The following is an 18,776-nucleotide window of genomic DNA, read 5'->3' as shown; positions in this document are numbered from 1 at the left end:
GCGCCGATTCGGCACGACGACGGCGGGTCGGGCACTATGTGACCGGTCGTGAAGCAGCCGCGGCCTGAGGATGAGCTCAGAAGGTGACTGTGGACGACGAGATGATTCACGGTGGTGTCCGCATCGACCCCGAGCGTGCCCACTGGACGATGTGGGGCGAGATCGACGGGGCCGTGCAGAAGCGGGTGGAGACGCAGGTGGCCGATCACCTGCGCAGGACGGCCGGGGAACCGCTGACGGTGGACCTCGGCCAGGTGACGTTCATCGACTCGGGCGGGCTGCGCCTGCTGTACACCGCGGTGGAGTCGAAGCCCACGCCACCGGTGCTCGTCGACGCGTCGAGCAGAATTCTCGACCTGCTGCGCATCACGGGTGTCGATAGGCTGTTCGTCCTCGGTGACTGAGGAGGACGACTTCGTGCACCAGACGCTTCCGGTGGCGCGAGCCCCGCAGGGGTTCCGCGAGGTGAGGTCCTGGCCGCTCCTGGCGGTCGAGGAGCTCGCCATGATCCGCGACGACCTGAGCGCCACCCTGCCGGGGTCGCCGGAGTCCTCGCTCGAGGACGTCCCGGAGTCCGTCGTCCTGGTCGCCAGCGAGCTCGCGACGAACGCCCTCAGCTACGCCGGCCGCCCGGCCGTGGTGCGGTTGTCCGAGCGGGACGGCGAGTACCTGCTGGACGTGGTCGACCGGGCACCGGACCGCGTGCCGGGCGCGGTCGAGGGGCCCAGCGGCCGCGGCGGCTTCGGGCTGCTGCTCGCCGCGCGGCTGGCCGCCGAGGTCGGCTGGTACAGCACGGAGACGGCCAAGCACGTCTGGGCGCGGTTCGCCGCGCGTTCCCGGCAGCCGAGCCTGACCTCCTGAGCCGGCGCGGCTGCGTGCTGGACGGACCCGGCCTAGCGTCGAGGGATGAGCAAGAACGACGGAGCCCGTCGCGAGGCGTCGGGCAGCAAGAGCGCCAAGATCCTCTACCGGCCCTTCGGGCTCGCGAGCTCCATCGTGGGCGGCCTCGTGGCCGGGCAGGTGTTCCGCCAGGTCTACAAGCGGCTGGCGCCCGGCCACCCGGACGACCCGCCGAAGCCGCTCGAGTCCGAGTACGCGATGCGAGAGATCGTCCTCGCGTCGCTCCTGCAGGGCGCGATCTTCGCGCTGGTCAAGGCACTCATCGACCGGGGCGGGGCGCGCATGTTCCAGCGGTGGACGGGGGAGTGGCCGGGGGACTGAGGGGCAGGCCGACCGGCGGACCGACCTGCCCGGCGGGGCGCGCCCCGGCGGCGGGATAGGTTGCCGGGATGCGCCAACCCTCCACCTCGCCCGGTGGGCCGATCACCCGGGTGCCGGGGATGCGGTCGCTGCTGACCATGTCCGCGCTCGGGTTCGCCGGCTACGCGCTGCTCCTGCCCGTCGCCCCCCTGTGGGCGGTGCACGGCGGGGCGGGGTCGGGCGGTGCCGGGCTCGTCAACGCCGTGCTCATGCTGGCCACGGTGCTGACCCAGACCACGATGCCGGCGGCGCTGCGCCGCATCGGCTGGCGCCCCACGATGGTCGCGGGCATGCTGCTGCTCGGCCTGCCGTCGGCCCTGTTCGTGCTGACCGACTCCCTGCCGTGGCTGCTCGTCCTCTCGGCGGTGCGGGGGATGGGGTTCGCGGTCCTGACGGTCTGCGGGTCGAGCGCCGTGGCCGCGCTCGTGGACGGCCCCCGCCACGGGCGGGCGATCGGCGTGTACGGGCTGTCCATCGCGATCCCGCAGCTCCTGCTGGTGCCCGGTTCGGCCTGGATCGCCGAGTCGCTCGACTTCCCGGTCGTGTTCGCCCTCGGGGCGCTGCCGGTGCTCGGCGTCCCGGCGGCCGCCGTGCTCGGGGGTCGGCTGGAGCGGGTCACGGCGGACGACGGCGGTGACACCGCACCCGCCGCGCCGGGCGGTGCTCGCTGGCGGGTCCTGGCCGGCCTGGTCCTGCCGTCGCTCGTGCTCCTGGCGGTCACGACGCCGGGCGGCGCGCTGCTGACGTTCGCCCCGCAGTTCGCCGGCAGCGCCGCGCTGGCGGCGGTCGGTCTGCTGGGCTTCACGGCGGCGACGGCGCTGTCCCGGTGGGCGGTGGGCGGCCCCGCGGACCGGTACGGCCCGCGCGTCTTCCTGGCCCCGCTGCTGGGCCTGTGCGCGGCCGGGCTCGGCGTGTGCGCCTGGGCGATCGCCGACGGCGGCACGCGCGGCGCCGCCCTGGTGCTGGGCATGACCGTGGTGGGCCTGTCCTACGGCAGCCTGCAGAACCTGACGCTCGTCGAGGCGTTCGCGGCGGTGCCGCACCGATCCCACCCGACCGCCAGCACCGTGTGGAACATCGGGTTCGACACGGGCACCGGGCTCGGGTCGCTGGTGGTCGGGTTCATCGCGGCGGGCTCGAGCTTCGCCGCCGGGCTGGCGACCACCGCCGTGGTCTGCGCGGTCGCGGCGGGTGCCGTGCTCCTGGCAGGTCGGTCGCCTGCCCGGACGGGCTGAGACCGGAACCGGAGACGACGGGCCCGGGACGACGGGCCCAAGACGACCGTCGTCGTCGCGTCCGTGCGGTCACGGCACCCGGGCGCCGAGCCACGGCTCGAGGACGTCCTTGCGGCCCAGCCAGCGCAGCCCGCCGTCGTCGACCTCCGCGCCCGTGGCGAGCGCCTCGCCGAACGCGTCGAGGATGCGGTCCCGCGTGCTGCGCGCCTCGTCGGGCTCCCCGGCGCCCACGACGAGGATGCGGGTGACGGGTGGCCGGTTCCCGGCGACCTCCTGCCAGGTGCCGAGGTCGGCGACGCACAGCGCTCCGCCGGCGCCGTCCCAGAGGCAGACGGAGTCGGGCCGGTCCGGCACGTGGAAGACGCCGCGGCTGCGGACGGGGCCCGTGCCGAGGTGCTCGATCTGCTCGAGCAGCCGTTCCGGGTGGAAGGGGCGGCGTGACTTCAACAGCAGGCTCCAGCTCCGGTCGGCCGGGTCGCTGCTCGACCGGTGCGGGTTGCGCGCGCCGAGGGGGTGGGCCCTGCCCTCCGCGGCGACGCTGTCGTGCCGGCAGGCGGCGAGCTCGGTGACGTCGAGCTCGTGCAGCCCGTCGATCCGGCGGCTGTCGCGGGCGCGCAGCCGGTCGACCAGGCCGGCGCCGGTCGGGTCGTCGCCCGTGGTCACCACGACGTCGACCTGCTCGAGCTGGGCGGCGAGCGCCTCGCCGAGCGGTCGTTCGTCGTCGGGGGTGAGGGCCAGGTCGCGCTCGTCGACGAGGTCGTCGCCGAGCAGGTCCGCCTCGACCCGGTCCAGGTCCACGACCGCCACGGTGGCGGTGAACCGGAGGTCCTCGAGCACCTCTCCGGCGTCGGTGTGCGCGGCCAGCGCCCGCCCGACCGGCAGCGGCTCCGCGGTGACGGGCAGCGCGAGGACCAGGTCGGTCCAGCGTCCGGTCCCGGCCAGCCGGGCCAGCGTGGGCACGGCGTCCTCGCGCACGCTGCAGGACACGCACGCGTGCTCCAGCTCGACCGTGACGTCCTCGATCACGCCGGTCGCGTCGACGACGACGCGGCGGAGCGCTCCGTCGTCGGGCAGCAGGTCGTGGCGGACGACGACGGCGCCCGGTGACGTGAGCGCGAGGCTCGCGGCGGTGGTGTCGCGGAGCACGGGGTCGGTGCTGACGAGCACGCTCAGCGCGGGGTGGTGGCTGGCGGGGTGGTCCGGGCGGGAATGCACAGCGCCTCCTGTGGTTGAGAATGATTATCGCTTCTGCCACACTCTAGCGCCAGATGAGAACTGTTCTCACACGGAAGGAAGTCATGTCCGCCCGCTGCCAGGTGCTCGGCACCGTCCCGGGGTTCGGCCACTCGATCTCGCACTCGCACGTGCGGACCAAGCGGCGGTTCGACCCCAACATCCAGAAGAAGCACTACTGGGTCCCCTCGCTCGGCCGCACCGTCACCCTGCGCGTGAGCGCCAAGGGGATCAAGACGATCGACCGCGACGGGATCGATGCCGTCGTCGCCCGCATCCGGGCCCGAGGAGAGAAGATCTGATGGCCTCCAAGACCGACCTGCGCCCCGTCATCAAGCTGCGCTCCACCGCGGGCACCGGCTTCACCTACGTGACGCGCAAGAACCGCCGCAACAGCCCGGATCGCGTGGTGCTGCGCAAGTACGACCCCGTCGTGCGCCGGCACGTCGAGTTCAAGGAGACCCGCTGATGGCCAAGAAGTCGAAGATCGCCGCGAACCTGCGCCGGCAGCAGGTCGTCGAGCGGTACGCCGAGCGCCGCGCCGAGCTCAAGCGGGTCGTCGCCGCGCCGTCGTCCACCGCCGAGGAGCGGGCCGCCGCCGTCATGGAGCTGCAGCGCCAGCCGCGTGACGCCAGCGCCACCCGGCTGCGCAACCGCGACGCCGCCGACGGCCGCCCGCGCGGCTACGTCGGCAAGTTCGGGCTCTCGCGGATCCGGATGCGCCAGATGGCGCACCGGGGCGAGCTGCCCGGCGTGACCAAGTCGAGCTGGTGAGGAGAACACCATGAAGAAGACCATCCACCCGACCTACGGCCCCGTCGTGTTCCGCGACACCAGCGCCGGTTTCGCGTTCCTGACGCGATCCACGCTGGCCGGCGAGACGCCGTCCGGCCCCGGCCGCCCCGCACGGACCATCGAGTGGGAGGACGGCAACACCTACCCCGTGGTCGACGTCGACATCTCCAGCGCCAGCCACCCGTTCTGGACCGGCGCCGCGCGCGTCGTCGATACCGCGGGCCGCGTCGAGAAGTTCCGTCGCCGGTACGGTGCCGGCTCTGCGGCCGGTGCTGCGGCGGCCGCCGCCGTCCCGGACGGGGGTGCGCGATGAAGGTCCGCGCCTCGCTGCGGTCCCTCAAGGACAAGCCCGGCGCGAAGGTCGTGCGGCGCCGCGGCAAGACCTACGTCATCAACAAGCAGAACCCGCGCTGGAAGGCGCGCCAAGGCTGAGGAGCACCCATGGCAGTCCCCAAGCGCAAGATGTCCCGCTCGCGCACCCGCAGCCGGCGGGCGCAGTGGAAGGCCGTCGAGCCGGCCCTGGTGCCGGTCGTGGTCGGCGGTGAGAGCGTCCAGGTCCCGCCGCGGCTCGCCCGCGCGGTCCGGGAGGGGCGAGTGCTCGTCCCCCGCTGACGACGACGCGACGCCCGGCCCCGCCGTCGTGCGGGGCCGGGACGGCCGTCGTGCAGCGAGGCCGTCGTGCAGCGAGGCCGGACCAGCCATATCTTGGCCGGGGGGGCGCGACCCGACGACCAGGAGGTTCAGTCATGACTGCAGGCGGCATCATCACGGCCATCATCATCGGCGCCATCATCGGCGCGCTCGGACGGCTGGTGGTCCGCGGGCGTCAGAACATCTCGATCATCGTGACGATCCTCGTCGGCATCGTCGCCGCGCTGCTCGGTACGTGGCTCGCCAGCCTCATCGGTGTCCAGGACACCGGCGGGATCGACTGGATCGAGCTGGCCTTCCAGATCGGCCTGGCCGCGATCGGCGTCTCCATCGTGGCCGGTGCGTCCGGACGGAAGGCGTGAGCCGGTGACGGTCACGACCACCGACCACCGGGAGATCCGTTCGTGGGTCGAGGGGCGTTCCGGCGTGCCGATGCTCGTCGAAGCGGCAGGGCTCAGCGGCGGCCGCCCCGTTCCCGCCGTCGTGTTCCCGCAGGACGACAGCATGCCGGAGGCCCGTGAGGTCGGCTGGGACGAGTGGTTCGAGGTGTTCGACGCCTCGGGTCTCGCGTTCCGCCACGCGGCCGGTGGGCCGCAGGACTCGCCGCCGGTCTACGAGCTGCTCAACCCCTAGGTCCCCGAGATCCCAGGACCGGCGCCAGTGCGCTGCCGTCCAGGTCGGCGAGGAGCTCCGCGACATCGGTGCGGACCTCGACGGCGCCGGCGTCGGTCAGTTCCTGCGCGCTGACACCGCCGCTCAGGACACCCAGGCACGGCACGCCGGCGCGCTGCGCAGCCATGACGTCCCACACGGAGTCGCCCAGGAACACGGCCTCCGTGGGTGCGACGCCCGCTGCCCGGAGCGCCACCTGCACGAGCTCGGGCTCCGGCTTGGAGGCCTCGACGTCCTGCGACGACGTCACCGCGTAGAGCGCGTCCTCCACGTCGAGCAGGTCCCGCAGCCGCTCGAGCTGGTCGGGCGACGCCGACGTCGCGAGGACCGGTCGGGCACCGCGGGCCGAGATCTCGTGCACCAGCTTGCGCGCGCCGTCGAACACCCGCATGCGGTGAGCCGACGCGGCCTCGTGCCGAGAGTGTGCCTCGTCGACCTCGTCGGCGGCGCCGGGGCGCAGTTCCACGCCGCTCAGCGTGGCGACGCGGGGGATCAGCTGCGACCCGGCCATCCCGAGCGCGCGGTGGATGCGCCAGGCGTCGACGTCGATCCCGACGTCGCGGAACGAGCGGAGCCAGGCGTCGACCTGCAGGTAGTTGGAGTCGACGAGCGTCCCATCGACGTCCAGCAGCACCGCGCCGGTCATGAGGCACCGAGGGTGCGGGGCAAAGGGTGGTGGTCTGAGGTCATCTGTCGATCCTGTGGTCCGTCCTGCGATCCCGCCACCCCGGGCGTCAGCCGGAGGAGGCCGTCCCCACGTGGTGCTCGAGCACCTCGAGGGGGCCCTCGTCCGGCGTCGGCACCTCGAAGGCGTCGAGGTAGCGCAGTGCCGTCTCCCGGGAGACCACCACGTCGTCGGGCCCGGTGCCTGTGCGGTGCGCGAGTCGTTCGAGGACGACCTCGCGCGGCGTGGGCAGGTACACCGTCACGGGGACCACTCCCAGCGGCCGCAGCAGGTCGCGGTACTCGTCACGCATGGCGCGGGACCAGAACGACAGGTCGACGACGACGTCGCGACCGGCGCGGACCAGGTCGAGGCACTCCTGCCGCAGCTCGGCCTGCAGACGGGTGGTGACGTCGTCGGGCAGCGGGTGGTCCCGGCGGCCCTCCCGCCACGCGGCGACGTCGACGGAGAGGCGTGCCCATCCCTGAGCCTCCAGCACTCGGGCGCGCGTCGACTTCCCGGACCCCGCAGGGCCGCACATCAGGAACACCCGGCTCATCGGCCGAGACTAGCGCCCTGCCTGTCGGTCATGCCGCCTCGCGCTGGTCTTGATGCTCCCGGTGCTCCCGGGTCTCCTGCTCCCGGAAGGCGGGGTGGGTCCGTTCCCGCGCACCATCGAGCCCGTCGCTGTGGGGCTCGCGGCCGGTGCCGATCGGGTTGCCGAACCTGTCGTGGAACTCCCAGCGGCCACGGTGCCAACGCATCGTGACGCCCTGACCGTCGACCCGGTCGTGATGGTGCCAGCACAGCAGCGCCCCGTTGTCGACGCTGGTGCCTCCGCCGTCCGCCCAGTGGGTGACGGCGTGGTGGACCTCGCAACGACTCGGTGGTTCCTCGCACCCCGGCCAGGTGCAGTGCCGGTCCCGGGTGATCACCGCCCGGCGCAGCTGCCCGGTGACGGTCCGGCGACTTCGTCCGACGTCCAGGACCTGGCTGTCCGGTCCGAACACGATCCGGGACAGCTCGCTGTCGCACGCGAGCCGGCGCAGGAGCGACGACGGCAGCGGGCCGCGCCCGTCCGCGAACGTCGGCAGGCCGTCGCCGCCGTTGTGGCCGCCGCCTCCCGGACCGTCGCCTCCCGGGCCGTCGCTTCCGTGGCAGCCGCCTCCGGGAAGGTCGTATCCGCGGCGCGCGCTGTCCGTGGCGACGTCCGCCGTGCCGTCTTCGCTGATGCTGTCAGCGCCGACGATCCGGCGCGGGTCGATGCCGGCGGCGTTGCCCAGCACCAGGGCGCCCTGGGAGCCGTTGCCGGTGGCGCCGGGTGGAGCGCCGTCCGACGCGGCGAGCGCCGCGCGCAGCTCCGTGAGGCCGACGGTGACGTTCAGGTGGGGACGTACTGAGGCTCCGGTACCCACGGCCGCGTTGTCCAGAGCGATCCTGGCGAGGTCGGCGATGCCCTGGGCCCGCCGTTGGGTAGAGGTCCGGGTCTCTGCGGCAGCGGGCGCCCCGACGACGCTGTCGAGCGCCGTCCGCAACACCTGGCCGTGCTCCTCGGTGAGAAACCCGGCCACGTGGTAGCCGTCCCAGGTGGGCGAGACCTCGAAGAACTCCTTCTCGCGGGCGCGGGCATAGCCGCGCTCGTCGGACTCCGGGTCGGCGACGTGCGCGAACCGGCGCACCATGCGGCGGAAGGGTCCGACCGGGTACCGGCCGGCGAGCGCGAGCAGGAACTCCTCGCCGGTGGGTGGCGCTGAGGTGTCCGCAGGCGTACCCGATGCGTCGGCCTCCTCCGCGCCATCGGTCGCCACCGGGGCCGCCAGGGCATCACGGCGGGCCTGCGAGGTCGGGGCGATGTCCACCATCGCTCGCACGTGGTCCGCCCCGACCGCTCCCTCCACGGCCGCGAGGGCGGTGGCCGGCAGGGCGTCGCGGAGGGTCTTTGCCGTGCGCACCTCGCGGCGCGCGGTGGCGAGCGTGACGTCCTGCGTCCGGGACAACCAGTGGGCGAACGACCGGGACCCGTCGATCGCCCACGTCCCGGCGTCGTCGAGCTCCGTGAGCAGTCGGAGGCGCACCGCGCCGAGGCGTTCCTCGATCGTCCGGAGCCTTGCGGTCAGCTCCGTCAGGGTGCCGGCGTCCTCTCCGGCCGAGAGGCCATGGGCCGCGAGGGAGTCGACGGCGGACTCGATCTCGGCGAGCAGGCCGAGCGTGTCGCGTCGAGTCGTCATCGTCCCTCCCCGTGGCCGTCTCGGTGGGTTCCTGTTCCCCCTGTGGGCACCTCCGATGCTATCGAACATATGTTCGTCTTACCAGGTCAACGGGCATTTCTGCGCATTCTGTGGACAGCCCCGAGTGTCCACAGGTCCGCCGTAGCCTCGGTGCCCGCAGGCGAGCCACGGCGACCGACCCGGTGCCGTCGGCACGACGGCGAGCAACCCAGCGGTGACCGTCGAGGCTCGCCGCCCCGCAACCCCCTGCTCGCCCAGGAGCGGCGACCCAGACCCCAGGATCAGCGCCGCGTCAGCCGGACCACAGGGATCTGCCGGTCCGTCTTGCTCTCGTAACCGGCGAACTGCTTCGCGGACGCCGTGATGCGCTCCCACGCGACGGCGCGGTCCTCGCCCTGGAGCTCGGTGGCCGTGACGGGGATCTTCTCGCCGCCGAGCTCGATGGTGACCTCCTCGGGGTGGGCGGCGACGTTGCGGTACCAGCCGGGATTTGACGCGTCCCCGCCCGCGGACGCGACCACCAGCCAGCCGTCGCCGTCGGGGAACCAGGCCAGCGGGGTGGAGCGCGGCTGGCCGCTCGTGCGTCCGACGGCGGTCAGCACCAGCAGCCTCATGCCCAGCGTGCTCCCGGACGTGCGACGGGCGCGCCAGGCGGCGAGCTTGTTCGCCAGCTTCATGAGGGGGCCGCTGGGCATCCGTGCGCCGTACGTTCCCTGCGGGTGGGTGAAGGACATCGGCTCTCCCGGTCGTCGGTGACGTCGCACCGACGAGGCTACGCGGGACGAGCCGTGGACCGGAGCCCCGGCCGCCGGCGTGGAGCCCCGTCGCTCACCCGCCGACGAGCGCCTCGCCCAGCGGCGTGCGCACGTGCACGACGCGGGTGCCCTCGCGCCGCGAGTCGACGAGCCGCGCCGCCGCCAGTCGTGACAGGTGGTGCGACGCGGTCGAGACGGCGAGCCCCTGGGCGACGGCGACCTCGCTGGTCGACAGCGGCGCGCGCAGGGCGAGGAGCACACCGGCCCTGCCGGCACCGAGCAGGCCGGCGAGCGCCTGCGTCGGGTCGGCCGCGGTGTCGGCCCAACGCTCCGACACCCCCAGCGCCGGGTAGAACAGGGTCGGCTGGGCCGGCGGCTCCGTCACGACGGCGCAGCGCGGCGCCATGACGGACGGCGTCAGCACGAGTCCGCTGCCCGCGCAGTCGAGCACCTCGTGGTGCAGGCGGAGCCGGACGTGCACGGCGTGCGAGCCCCAGGTCACCGCGTCGTTCAGGGTGTCGACCATCGCCGCGAGGCCGTGCGTCGTCGTCCGGCGGGAGCGCACGCCGATGTCGGCCCGCAGCAGCCGCTCGAGCTGCGGCCAGTACGGCGCCAGGACGGCGTCCCAGACCTGCTGCCAGGCGTCGGCGACGGCGGACCGGGTGCGCGGGAGGTCGTCGGCCAGCGCGCGCAGCAGCCGCTGCTCGGTGCCGCTGGTGCGGGCGACGCGCTTGTGCAGGTCCACCCGCATCGGCTCGAGGGCGGTCTCGCGCAACCGCTCGACCTCCTCGGCAGGACCGAGGTCCCAGGCGGGTGTGGACGTGAGGAAGTCCGGCAGGTAGCCGTCCGGTCCGACGAGGAGCCGGAGCAGATCGAAGGCGCGTGCCGGGACGTGGTGACGCGCCTGGCGCAACCAGCCCCACTGCAGCGGGTGGTACTGCGGCCGGCCCAGCACCCGCACGGCGTGCGCGAGCTCGTGGCCCGGGGAGACGCCGAACCGGATCGCGGAGAGGTCGTCGGGCGTCAGGCGGAACTCCACCACGTTTCGATGCACGTCGAAACTCTAGGCGGCGGCCGGCGCGCGCACGAGGCTGGGTCCACCTCGACCGCTTGGGTCGAGCGCACCGAACGGAGGACTCATGGCCACGGTCGTCAGCGCGGAGGCCATCCGCATCCCGGGCTCGAGGACGCTGCGCTTCGAGGGGCGTGACCACGGGTCGGGGGTCTCGTTCTTCCTCGTGACGAGCGAGCCGGGTCAGGGGCCCGGCCTGCACCGCCACCCGTACACCGAGACGTGGTCCGTCCTGGAGGGCGAGGCCACGATCACCATCGGCGACCAGACGGTCGTCGCTCGCGCGGGGGACACCGCCGTGGTGCAGCCTGGCGTCTGGCACGGGTTCACCAGCACCGGCGCCGGCACCCTGCGCATGATCTGCCTCCACGCGTCCGCCACGATGATCCAGGAGTTCCGCTGATGTCCTTCCAGGCCTACCTCGACGCCGTCGAGACCAAGACCGGGCTGACCCCGCGCCAGCTCGTCGACGCCGCCGCCGAGCAGGGGTTCGGTCACGGCAGCAAGGCGACCCCTGTCGCGACGTGGCTCAAGGAGACCTACGGCCTCGGCCACGGGCACGCGATGGCCATGGTCCACGTCATCACGAAGGGTGACCGGATCAGCAGCAAGCACGTGGGCACCGACGGCGCGCACCGGGACTCGGGCGACCGGCTGTGGCTCGAGGGGAAGGATTCCCGGCCCGACGACTGGTGACACGGCGCCGCCTTGCCGACGGGCCACGGCACCACGGCGCCGCCGGGCCGCCGGGCCGCCGGGCGGCCGGGCTTACGGGTCGGGGAACGACCCGCTCCCGAACAGGATCCGGCGCGCCGCGGCCCGCCCGGGCGGCGTGCGCAGCAAAGCCACCCCGGCGGCCGCGGCGGCGGGTGTGCGCACCATCGACAGTCCTCGACGCAGGGTGAGCCGGCCGCGGAACCGGGCCCGCAGCGCGGCGCCGTCGTAGCGTCGTAGCGCGTCCCGCCGACCGGTCAACAGGGCCTCGTCGAGCACGTCGACGGCGTGCTCGGACAGCCGCAGGCACGGGTCCAGCCCGCCGGCGGTCAAGGGGGAGACGGCTCCGGCGGCGTCGCCGACGAGGAGGCCGTGCGGGCTGGCGATCCGGCGCAGCAGCCCGCCGACCGGGATCGGCCCGCCGCGCCGTTCGACCTGCCCGGGCGAGGCGGCGGAGCCCGGCCGCGCTCCGCCTTCGGGCCCCGTGCCGCCCGGGAGGCCCGGGACGCCCGCGAGCCCGGGGGCCGACGCCGAGAACTCGCGCAACGCCTGGCGCATCCCGCGGGGGAACCGGTCGGCGTAGCCGGCGACGCCCACGTGGACGTGCTCGCCGTCGTCGAGCACCCAGGCGAGGTACCCGGGCGCGAGGCGGGGGTCGACGACGCAGTGGAACGCGGGCACGACGGCGCGGCGTGGCACGGGGTAGACCTCTTCCGCGCCGATGAGCAGCTCGGTGTTCCGGTCGAGGCCGAGCTCGCGCGCCACGGCCGACCGGGCGCCGTCGGCCCCCACGACGAACCGGGCTCGGAGCCGTGCCGGGCCGTCCGGGCCGTGCAGCACGTGCTCCGCGCCGTCCCGCCCGGCGTACCGGGTACCGAGCAGGATGCGCACGCCGGCGGCGGCCGCGGCGCGCGCCTGCGTCACGTACAGCGGCGCCATGTCGCCCACGCGGTACTCGTCGTGGGCGCTGTCGAGCACCACGGGACGGCGGTGCGACGGCGGGTAGAGCACCATGCGGCGGATCGGCGGGCCGAGGTGCTCGGGCGGCAGGTCGAAGTCCTCCAGCGTGCGGCGTACGAAGATGCCGGTGGTGCGCACGGTCCCGTCGAGGTGGTGGCGGCGTTCGGCGAGCACGACGTCGTGACCGCGCCGCGCGAGCTCGGTGGCGGTGTGCAGGCCGGCGAGCCCGGCGCCGACGACGAGCACGTCCGTGGTGGGCAGGCGTCCGGTGAGCACGGCTCAGGCCGCCGGGTCGTGGTCGGACGGAGCGTCGCCGTCGGACGGGGCATCGTCGTCGACCCACTCGAGGAGGTCGCCGGGCTGGCACCCGAGCACGCGGCACATGGCCTCGAGCGTCGAGAAGCGCACGGCCTTGGCGCGACCGTTCTTCAGCACGGCCACGTTGGCGGGCGTGAGCCCGACGCGCTCGGCGAACTCGCCGACACTCATCTTGCGGCGGGCGAGCTCGACGTCGAGGCGGACGACGATCGGCATCAGATCACCGCGTCCAGGTCGGTGCGCAGGGCGGTCGCCTGCACCAGCAGGGCACGCAGCACCACCATGAGGAGGCCGACGGCGGCACCCACCAGGAGCACCACGAGCAGCAGCGCGGCGATCCCCGAGAGGCCCTCGGCGGCGGCGACCAGCACGCAGGCGACGAGCACGAGCACCCAGGCGACGGCGACCGCGGCGAGGATCGTGTTCACCCAGACGAACGAGCGCGCGGAGAAGATCTGGTCGTCGCGGACCATCGCGAGCAGCTTCCAGGCGCACACGAGCACCACCTCGACGCAGGCCAGGACGACGACGGCGAGGGCGAGCAGGGGCCAGCGGAGCGGTTCGAGGTCCGGGCTCTGCTCAGCCATGCGGCGGAAGACGGCGGGGAGCACGGCGACCTGCGCGCCGACCAGCGTGAGGAAGACGGCGGCGAGCAGGACGCGCAGGGGGACGACGAGGCGAGATGTCCGGGACATGAAGCGAGGCTCGCGCGACATCTATCGAAAGTCAATAGGAAGAGACCGTTTTTCGATGTCTCCACGAGGGCGACACCGGACCTGTGCGCCGGGCGCGGGGGAGCGGTGCCCAGCGGCTAGTTTTCCCGGATGGAGCGCAGATTCCGGCAGGTGGACGTCTTCGGCCAGGATCCGTGCACGGGCAACCCCGTGGCGGTGGTGCTCGACGTCGAGGGGCTCGACAACGGGCCTGGCTGGGTGGGCCTGCTGCTCGACGGTCCGGGCGGTGGGCAGCCGCGCCCGGTTCACAGCACCGTCGCGAGCTGTTCCAGCGCGGCGAGCGGGTCAGGACCGGCGGGCATGAGCACGTTGGACGTGACCCCCGCCGCCGTCAGGTCGTCGATCCGTGTGCGGACCTGGGCGGGCGTTCCGGCGAGCGCGAGCTGCTGTACCCATGGTGCGGGCAGTCGCTCGGCGAACTCTTGTCGAGTGGCGCAGCCGGCACGCAACGCCGCAAACTCCGCCGCGAACGGCAGCGGACGGAGGTGCGGCGCCCAGTCCGGCTCCCCGATCCACTCGAGGCCTGGCCGCGCCGTGGCGATGGCGACGTCCGGGTCCGGGTCGACAGCAGCGAGGTTGTAGGCGACGACTCGGTGCGCGTCCTGGGCCGCGATCTGCTCGCGCGCCGCGACCACGTACTCGGGCGTGACCGGCTCGGCCAGCACGGTTCCGTCCGCCACCTGCCCCGACGCCGCGAGGGACCGCGGCCCACGGACACCGAGCAGGATCGGCGGCGAGGTCTCGGGCAGCGACGACGGTTCCAGCCGCACGTCCTCGAGGCGAGCACCCGCGACCGTGCCGTTCAGGGTGTCGCCGCCCAGGAGTGCACGCACCCCTTGCGTGTACTCGCTCAGGAACGTCAGCGGTCGGTCCGGCCAGCAACCGGCCTGCCGCATCCAGCCCGGCATGCCGTGCCCGATTCCGACGGCGACCCTCCCGGGGAAGAGCTGGCCGAGCGTCGCGATCTCCATCGCTGCGAAGGCAACGTTGCGGGACGCCGCAGGCAGGATCCCGATCCCGACACCGATGTTCTCGGTACCGGCCAGGACGGCCCCGGCCTGTGAGAAGCCGCCGCGGAAACCGAGGTCCTCGACGACCCACAGCTCGTCGAACCCGAGGCGCTCGGCCTTCCGGGCATAGCCCAGCACCTGGTGCGCGGGAAGGTCACGCGGGAGGATCACGCCGATGCTCGACTGCGAATTCATCGAGCATGTCTACCAGAGCGCTCGTCGACGAGCGCGATCGACACGTCAGAACTCCTCGTAGACCGCCGGGTCCTGGTCGTTGTTCCGCCCGTCGGGACGGGCGAGCGAGGCGATGGCCTCGACGTCGGCGTCCGTCAGCTCCAGGTCGATCGCGGCGAGGTTCTGCTGCTGCCGCTCCGGCGCCGTCGCCTTGGGCAGCGGCACGACGCCGAGCCGCGCGTGCCAGGCCAGGATCACCTCGGGCACGCTCGCACCGTGGCCCTCGGCGATCCGCACCAGCACCGGGTCCTGCAGCACCTCGCTCGCCCGGCCGAGGGGGCTCCACGCCTCGGTGACGATGCCGCGCGACGCGTCGTCCGCGCGCTGGTCCGCCTGCGGGAAGTACGGGTGCAGCTCGACCTGGTTCACCGCGGGGACCACGCCGGTGGCCTCCACCAGCCGGTCCACGTGCTCGGGCAGGAAGTTCGACACGCCGATGGCGCGGACCAGCCCGCGCTCGCGCGCCTCGATCAACGCCTCCCAGGCCTCGACGTAGCGGCCCTGCGAGGGGTTCGGCCAGTGGATCAGGTACAGGTCGAGGTGGTCGAGCCCCGTGCGGTAGACGCTCTCCTCGATCGCCGCGATCGCCGCGTCGTGCGCATGGTGCCGGCCGGGCAGCTTGGAGGTGACGATCACCTCGTCGCGGGGCACGCCGCTCGAGCGCACCCCGGCACCCACGGCGCCCTCGTTCTCGTAGTTGAACGCGGAGTCGATCAGCCGGTAGCCCGCCCGCAAGGCCTCAGCGATCGTCCGGGCGCCGTGCTGCCCCTTGAGGGCGGCGGTGCCGAACCCGATCCGGGGGAGCGTCAGGCCGCCGGTGGTCGTCGGTGCGGGCATGGGGTCCTCCTCGTGAGCGTGCGGTGCTTTCCTCGGTGCGACCGTACGCGCGGACCGGTCCCGTCGCCCAGGAGCCTCAGGAGAGGTCCCGCACCACCAGGGACTGCGCCAGCCGGCCGAACGCCCCCTCGGCGTCGTGCAGGACGGCGGAGGTCAGCCCGGCCCCGGTCGGCCCGAACGTGACGGTCGTGTCCAGGCCCAGCCAGTCGCCGCGCGGCGCCCGGAACAGGTGGGCGGCGAGGTCGAGGTTGGGGAACGCCACCCGGCGCGGGTCGCTCCGGACCGTCATCCCGTTGGCGACGTCGAGGAGCCCGGCCGTGCGCGCGAGCGTGCCGACCTCCTCGCCGTCGAGCAGCGGGACGTCCGTGCGCGCCCACACCCGGCCACGGCCGGGCTCCTCCAGGGCCCGCCGCACCTCGAGGGAGGCGACGAACCCGCCGGGCCAGTCCGTCGTCGGGTCCCAGGCCGGCGTCTCGTCCGGCCCCGGCATCGCGGCCGGGACGCCGGCCGCCAGCGCCCCCGTGTCGCCGACGCCCCCGAGCCACGCCCGCAGCGTGGCCACCCGGCGGCCGCCGCACGAGACCTCGGCCTCGACCAGCTCGACCCCGCGCCCGGGCCGCAGCACCTGCAGGGCGGCCTCCATCGGGGCCAGCGGGTAGGGGCCCCAGACGTCGAACGACAGGCGCGTCACGGCGAGGTCGTCGCGTCCTCGCGCGACCCGGTCCGTCTCGACGAGGTGGGTGAGCAGGCCGAACGTCGGGGCGACGTGCTGCTCAGCGGTGTTCCAGGCGCCGCCGACGGCGGAGGTCGGGTCGAACGTGGAGGCGCCGGTGCGACGGAAGTAGGCCATGGCGACATCCTGGCAGGACTGACCAGGTGGACCGCGCCGCGCCGGTGGACGGGCGCGGTCCCCGCTGGGCGGTCCCGGCTATGAAGACGTCATCGGGCGCCCGCGACCGCGTCGTGGCGCGGCAGCCGGAGGAAGACGGCGACGAGGGCGGCGGCGGCCAGCGCAAGGAGACCGTTGACGCCGATCGCGACCTGGAGCCCGGGCAACAGCGTCGCGGCGGCGAACGCGGTGGCGACGGCGGACATGAGGGGCGTCCCCAGGGCGATGCCGACCTGCTGGCTCATGGTGACCAGCCCGGTCGCCAGCCCTTGCTGGTCGGCCGGCACCCCGGCGGTCGACGTGACCGTGAACCCGACGATCGCGACGAGGTTGGCGACGCCGCCCACGAAGGTGACCATGATCAGCGGGACGATCCAGGCACGACTGTCGGAGACGAAGGCGAGCGGGATCGTGGCGGCGCCCTGCACGACGAACCCGAGGACGACGGCAGTCTTCGAGCTCGTCCTGCCGATGATGCGAGGGGCGATCAGTCCGCCCACGACGGTGCCGATGCCGAGGACGCCGAGGACGAGCCCGGCGGTGACGGCGCTGTAGCCGAGGACGTCCTGCAGGTACAGGGTCAGCAAGAACACCAGCGATGTCTCCGTGGCGAACGCCAGCAGTCCGGCCACGTTGCCCCAGGCGACGTTCCCGCGCCTGAGCAGCGCGGGAGCGACGAGGGGTTCCCGCAGCCGGGACTCCACGGTGAGGAAGGCCGCGAACAGGACGAGCGCGGCGACGATCGACCCCCATGATCCGGGGTGGCTCCAGCCGGCGTGGCCTGCCGTGTCGATCCCGAGCACGAGGGCGACCAGGGCGAGGGTGATGAGGACCGCACCGGGCACGTCGAGCCGTGGCCGCGGGCCGCGGGTCGGCTCGCGGAGGACGAACGGCGCCGTGAGGATCACGGCGAGGGCCACCACGACGTTGAGGAAGAACGCCCAGCGCCACGAGGCGGCACCGGTCAGGACACCGCCGAGCACCGCGCCGGCGGTGAATCCGGCAGCCATGAGCGCACCGTTGAGCCCCAGCGCCCGGGAGCGGGCGGGGCCCTCGGGGAACATCGTCGTCATGAGCGACAGCGCCGCCGGGGTGATCGTGGCGGTGGCGATGCCCTGTCCCACGCGCGCGGCGATGAGCAACCCGGGCCCCTGGGCGAGGCCGCCGGCCAGTGAGGAGACACCGAGCAGCACGGTCCCGACCAGGAAGAGCCGCTTGCGGCCGAACAGGTCGGCGAGCCGACCGAAGAACAGCGTGAAGCCGGCGGCGCAGAGGGCGAACGCGGTGACGATCCACTGCAGGGCTGAGGTCGGGAACCCGAGGTCGGCACCGATGTGGGGCAGTGCGACGTTCAGGATCGAGAAGTCCACGGCGAGAGTGAAGTTCGCCGTGAGCAGGACGGCCGTCGCGGTCTTCTGCGTCCGGTCGAAAGGGCTCCCGGGCCCGGCCGGTCGAGGAGGGACGTGCGTGCGGGTGGTGGCCGAGGGTTCGATGGTGCTCATGGGTTCACGCTCGTGCGCGCCGGCGAGGGCAGCCAGGGCCCTGGTCCGCCGACCCGTGCGCTGCCTAGCACCGACAGGGCCAGGCTCGGCCGAGGCAGGAGGAAGACAATGGAGCGCATGGAACCTCACGGCACCGATGTGCGGCCCGCGGACACGGACCGGCCCGTGACCGAGCTCGGCGCGTTCCTGCGCTCGCGACGTGATCGGCTCAGTCCCGACGCGGCCGGTGTCAACAGCTACGGCCGCCGGCGGGTGCCGGGGCTCCGCCGGGAGGAGCTGGCGCAGCTCGCCGGGGTGTCCATGACCTACCTGACCAGGCTGGAGCAGGGGCAGTCGCAGAACGCTTCCGACGCCGTGATCGACGCGCTCGCGCGTGCCCTGCGGCTGGAGGCCGACGAGCGGGCCCACCTGTTCGCGCTGGCGCGTCCGGTCACGCCGAGGCGTCGCCCCGTCGCGCCCGAGAGGGCCACTCCGGGCGCGGAACAGCTCCTCCACGCGATGGGTGAGGTGCCCGCGGTGCTGCTGGGCCGGTTCAGCGACATCCTCGCGTGGAACCGTGCGGGGCACCTGCTGCTGGCAGGCCACCTCGACGCCGAGGCGCCCGTCCCGCCCGAGGACCGCCCGAACCAGCTGAGACTTCTCTTCCTCGACCCGCACACGCGCGACCTCTACGTCGACTGGGACGACGAGGCCGCCCTGGCGGTCGCCTCGCTGCGCTACGTGGCGGCGCAGTTCGCCGACGACAGGCGACTGGCGGAGCTCGTCGGGGACCTCAGCGTGAACAGCCCCGAGTTCGCGCACCTCTGGGCCGGGCACGATGTCAGGCTCTGCACGAGCGGTTCCAAGCGGTTCCGCCACCCCGAGGTCGGTGATCTCGAGCTCGACTACGAGGTGCTGCACCTGCCGGAGGGGAACGGGCAACGCCTCCTCACCCACACCGCCGAGCCCGGCAGCACGTCCTCCGCGGCCCTCCGTCTGCTCACCACCACGTCCTGACGACGGGATTCGCCGGC

Annotated in this window: 28 protein-coding genes; 15 read left to right on the top strand and 13 right to left on the bottom strand. The window is 73.6% G+C overall.

Annotated features, from left to right (window positions below; all coding sequences use genetic code 11):
* The first annotated feature begins 83 nt into the window (after window positions 1-83).
* From MWU57_RS07075 to MWU57_RS07060, 4 genes are all read left to right on the top strand, one after another.
* A complete protein-coding gene (locus MWU57_RS07075) occupies window positions 84-404 on the top strand; it encodes an STAS domain-containing protein (protein WP_243401141.1) in 321 nt (106 codons plus the stop codon).
* The gene (locus tag MWU57_RS07070; RefSeq protein WP_207767759.1) at window positions 397-861 is read left to right on the top strand and encodes an ATP-binding protein; all 465 of its coding nucleotides are present in this window, start codon (window positions 397-399) and stop codon (window positions 859-861) included. Before MWU57_RS07075 ends, MWU57_RS07070 begins: the two co-directional genes overlap by 8 nt.
* A gap of 45 nt (window positions 862-906) precedes the next feature.
* Window positions 907-1,221: a DUF4235 domain-containing protein gene (locus tag MWU57_RS07065; RefSeq protein WP_106264086.1), complete on the top strand. Its 315-nt coding sequence runs from the start codon at window positions 907-909 to the stop codon at window positions 1,219-1,221.
* A gap of 68 nt (window positions 1,222-1,289) precedes the next feature.
* Window positions 1,290-2,495, top strand: a complete 1,206-nt coding sequence (locus MWU57_RS07060) for an MFS transporter (RefSeq protein ID WP_246908317.1) — start codon at window positions 1,290-1,292, stop codon at window positions 2,493-2,495.
* A gap of 69 nt (window positions 2,496-2,564) precedes the next feature.
* Here MWU57_RS07060 and MWU57_RS07055 read toward each other — a convergent pair whose 3' ends face one another.
* On the bottom strand, window positions 2,565-3,710 hold the full coding sequence (locus MWU57_RS07055; protein WP_246908316.1) for a GTP-binding protein: 1,146 nt from the start codon (window positions 3,708-3,710) through the stop codon (window positions 2,565-2,567).
* A gap of 83 nt (window positions 3,711-3,793) precedes the next feature.
* On the opposite strand from MWU57_RS07055, the gene rpmB reads away from it, so the two are divergent.
* From rpmB to MWU57_RS07015, 8 genes are all read left to right on the top strand, one after another.
* Window positions 3,794-4,030 (top strand): 50S ribosomal protein L28, encoded by a 237-nt coding sequence (gene rpmB, locus MWU57_RS07050; RefSeq protein WP_106264092.1) that lies wholly within the window; start codon window positions 3,794-3,796, stop codon window positions 4,028-4,030.
* Window positions 4,030-4,197 carry a 50S ribosomal protein L33 gene (gene rpmG / locus MWU57_RS07045; protein WP_106264094.1) on the top strand — a complete coding sequence of 56 codons (168 nt, stop codon included), beginning with the start codon at window positions 4,030-4,032 and terminating at the stop codon, window positions 4,195-4,197. The genes rpmB and rpmG overlap by 1 nt, the downstream gene beginning before the upstream one ends.
* Window positions 4,197-4,502 (top strand): 30S ribosomal protein S14, encoded by a 306-nt coding sequence (gene rpsN / locus MWU57_RS07040; protein WP_106264096.1) that lies wholly within the window; start codon window positions 4,197-4,199, stop codon window positions 4,500-4,502. Before rpmG ends, rpsN begins: the two co-directional genes overlap by 1 nt.
* 10 nt (window positions 4,503-4,512) lie before the next feature.
* Window positions 4,513-4,836 carry a type B 50S ribosomal protein L31 gene (locus tag MWU57_RS07035; RefSeq protein ID WP_246908314.1) on the top strand — a complete coding sequence of 108 codons (324 nt, stop codon included), beginning with the start codon at window positions 4,513-4,515 and terminating at the stop codon, window positions 4,834-4,836.
* A complete protein-coding gene (gene ykgO, locus MWU57_RS07030; protein WP_171781804.1) occupies window positions 4,833-4,955 on the top strand; it encodes a type B 50S ribosomal protein L36 in 123 nt (40 codons plus the stop codon). The genes MWU57_RS07035 and ykgO overlap by 4 nt, the downstream gene beginning before the upstream one ends.
* A gap of 9 nt (window positions 4,956-4,964) precedes the next feature.
* The gene (gene rpmF / locus MWU57_RS07025) at window positions 4,965-5,135 is read left to right on the top strand and encodes a 50S ribosomal protein L32 (protein ID WP_246908313.1); all 171 of its coding nucleotides are present in this window, start codon (window positions 4,965-4,967) and stop codon (window positions 5,133-5,135) included.
* A gap of 134 nt (window positions 5,136-5,269) precedes the next feature.
* On the top strand, window positions 5,270-5,536 hold the full coding sequence (locus MWU57_RS07020; RefSeq protein WP_106264104.1) for a GlsB/YeaQ/YmgE family stress response membrane protein: 267 nt from the start codon (window positions 5,270-5,272) through the stop codon (window positions 5,534-5,536).
* A gap of 4 nt (window positions 5,537-5,540) precedes the next feature.
* A complete protein-coding gene (locus tag MWU57_RS07015; RefSeq protein WP_246908311.1) occupies window positions 5,541-5,807 on the top strand; it encodes a hypothetical protein in 267 nt (88 codons plus the stop codon).
* On the opposite strand, the gene MWU57_RS07010 is transcribed toward MWU57_RS07015, so the two are convergent.
* The 5 genes from MWU57_RS07010 to MWU57_RS06990 form a co-directional block, all read right to left on the bottom strand.
* Window positions 5,797-6,492, bottom strand: coding sequence for an HAD family hydrolase (locus MWU57_RS07010; protein ID WP_246908309.1), 696 nt, complete (start codon window positions 6,490-6,492; stop codon window positions 5,797-5,799). The genes MWU57_RS07015 and MWU57_RS07010 overlap by 11 nt on opposite strands.
* Window positions 6,493-6,580: 88 nt before the next feature.
* Window positions 6,581-7,069 (bottom strand): ATP-binding protein, encoded by a 489-nt coding sequence (locus MWU57_RS07005; protein ID WP_246908307.1) that lies wholly within the window; start codon window positions 7,067-7,069, stop codon window positions 6,581-6,583.
* Window positions 7,070-7,097: 28 nt separating this feature from the next.
* A complete protein-coding gene (locus tag MWU57_RS07000) occupies window positions 7,098-8,738 on the bottom strand; it encodes an HNH endonuclease signature motif containing protein (RefSeq protein ID WP_246908305.1) in 1,641 nt (546 codons plus the stop codon).
* 281 nt (window positions 8,739-9,019) lie between these two features.
* Window positions 9,020-9,472: a nitroreductase/quinone reductase family protein gene (locus MWU57_RS06995; protein ID WP_246908302.1), complete on the bottom strand. Its 453-nt coding sequence runs from the start codon at window positions 9,470-9,472 to the stop codon at window positions 9,020-9,022.
* Between the two features lie 94 nt (window positions 9,473-9,566).
* A complete protein-coding gene (locus tag MWU57_RS06990) occupies window positions 9,567-10,547 on the bottom strand; it encodes a helix-turn-helix transcriptional regulator (protein WP_246908299.1) in 981 nt (326 codons plus the stop codon).
* 85 nt (window positions 10,548-10,632) lie between these two features.
* Between MWU57_RS06990 and MWU57_RS06985 the strand changes: the two genes are divergently transcribed.
* Both MWU57_RS06985 and MWU57_RS06980 read left to right on the top strand, forming a co-directional pair.
* Window positions 10,633-10,968, top strand: a complete 336-nt coding sequence (locus tag MWU57_RS06985; RefSeq protein WP_246908296.1) for a cupin domain-containing protein — start codon at window positions 10,633-10,635, stop codon at window positions 10,966-10,968.
* A complete protein-coding gene (locus tag MWU57_RS06980) occupies window positions 10,968-11,261 on the top strand; it encodes a DUF4287 domain-containing protein (protein WP_246908293.1) in 294 nt (97 codons plus the stop codon). Before MWU57_RS06985 ends, MWU57_RS06980 begins: the two co-directional genes overlap by 1 nt.
* Window positions 11,262-11,333: 72 nt before the next feature.
* Here the strand turns inward: MWU57_RS06980 and MWU57_RS18045 are convergent, their stop codons facing one another.
* From MWU57_RS18045 to MWU57_RS06945, 7 genes are all read right to left on the bottom strand, one after another.
* On the bottom strand, window positions 11,334-12,515 hold the full coding sequence (locus tag MWU57_RS18045; protein ID WP_308221150.1) for an NAD(P)/FAD-dependent oxidoreductase: 1,182 nt from the start codon (window positions 12,513-12,515) through the stop codon (window positions 11,334-11,336).
* Window positions 12,516-12,518: 3 nt separating this feature from the next.
* Entirely contained in the window at window positions 12,519-12,773 is a 255-nt protein-coding gene (locus tag MWU57_RS06970; protein ID WP_246908291.1) for a helix-turn-helix transcriptional regulator, read from the bottom strand.
* Window positions 12,773-13,252, bottom strand: a complete 480-nt coding sequence (locus MWU57_RS06965) for a DUF2975 domain-containing protein (RefSeq protein ID WP_246908289.1) — start codon at window positions 13,250-13,252, stop codon at window positions 12,773-12,775. Before MWU57_RS06965 ends, MWU57_RS06970 begins: the two co-directional genes overlap by 1 nt.
* Window positions 13,253-13,536: 284 nt before the next feature.
* Entirely contained in the window at window positions 13,537-14,496 is a 960-nt protein-coding gene (locus MWU57_RS06960; protein WP_246908287.1) for an LLM class flavin-dependent oxidoreductase, read from the bottom strand.
* A 45-nt stretch (window positions 14,497-14,541) separates the two neighbouring features.
* On the bottom strand, window positions 14,542-15,372 hold the full coding sequence (locus MWU57_RS06955) for an aldo/keto reductase (RefSeq protein ID WP_246908285.1): 831 nt from the start codon (window positions 15,370-15,372) through the stop codon (window positions 14,542-14,544).
* Between the two features lie 76 nt (window positions 15,373-15,448).
* Entirely contained in the window at window positions 15,449-16,222 is a 774-nt protein-coding gene (locus MWU57_RS06950; protein WP_246908283.1) for a thioesterase family protein, read from the bottom strand.
* An 89-nt stretch (window positions 16,223-16,311) separates the two neighbouring features.
* Complete coding sequence (locus MWU57_RS06945; RefSeq protein ID WP_246908281.1) at window positions 16,312-17,763, bottom strand: MFS transporter; 1,452 nt, start codon at window positions 17,761-17,763, stop codon at window positions 16,312-16,314.
* A gap of 117 nt (window positions 17,764-17,880) precedes the next feature.
* Here MWU57_RS06945 and MWU57_RS06940 point away from each other — a divergent pair, with 117 nt between their 5' ends.
* Window positions 17,881-18,759, top strand: coding sequence for a helix-turn-helix transcriptional regulator (locus tag MWU57_RS06940; RefSeq protein ID WP_246908279.1), 879 nt, complete (start codon window positions 17,881-17,883; stop codon window positions 18,757-18,759).
* Window positions 18,760-18,776 lie beyond the last annotated feature (17 nt).

It is taken from the genome of Isoptericola sp. S6320L (assembly GCF_023015685.1).
GTDB classification, from domain to species: Bacteria; Actinomycetota; Actinomycetes; order Actinomycetales; family Cellulomonadaceae; genus Isoptericola; species Isoptericola halotolerans_A.
Note: the sequence above shows the minus strand (reverse complement) of the source record. Positions and strands in the feature narration are given on the sequence as shown.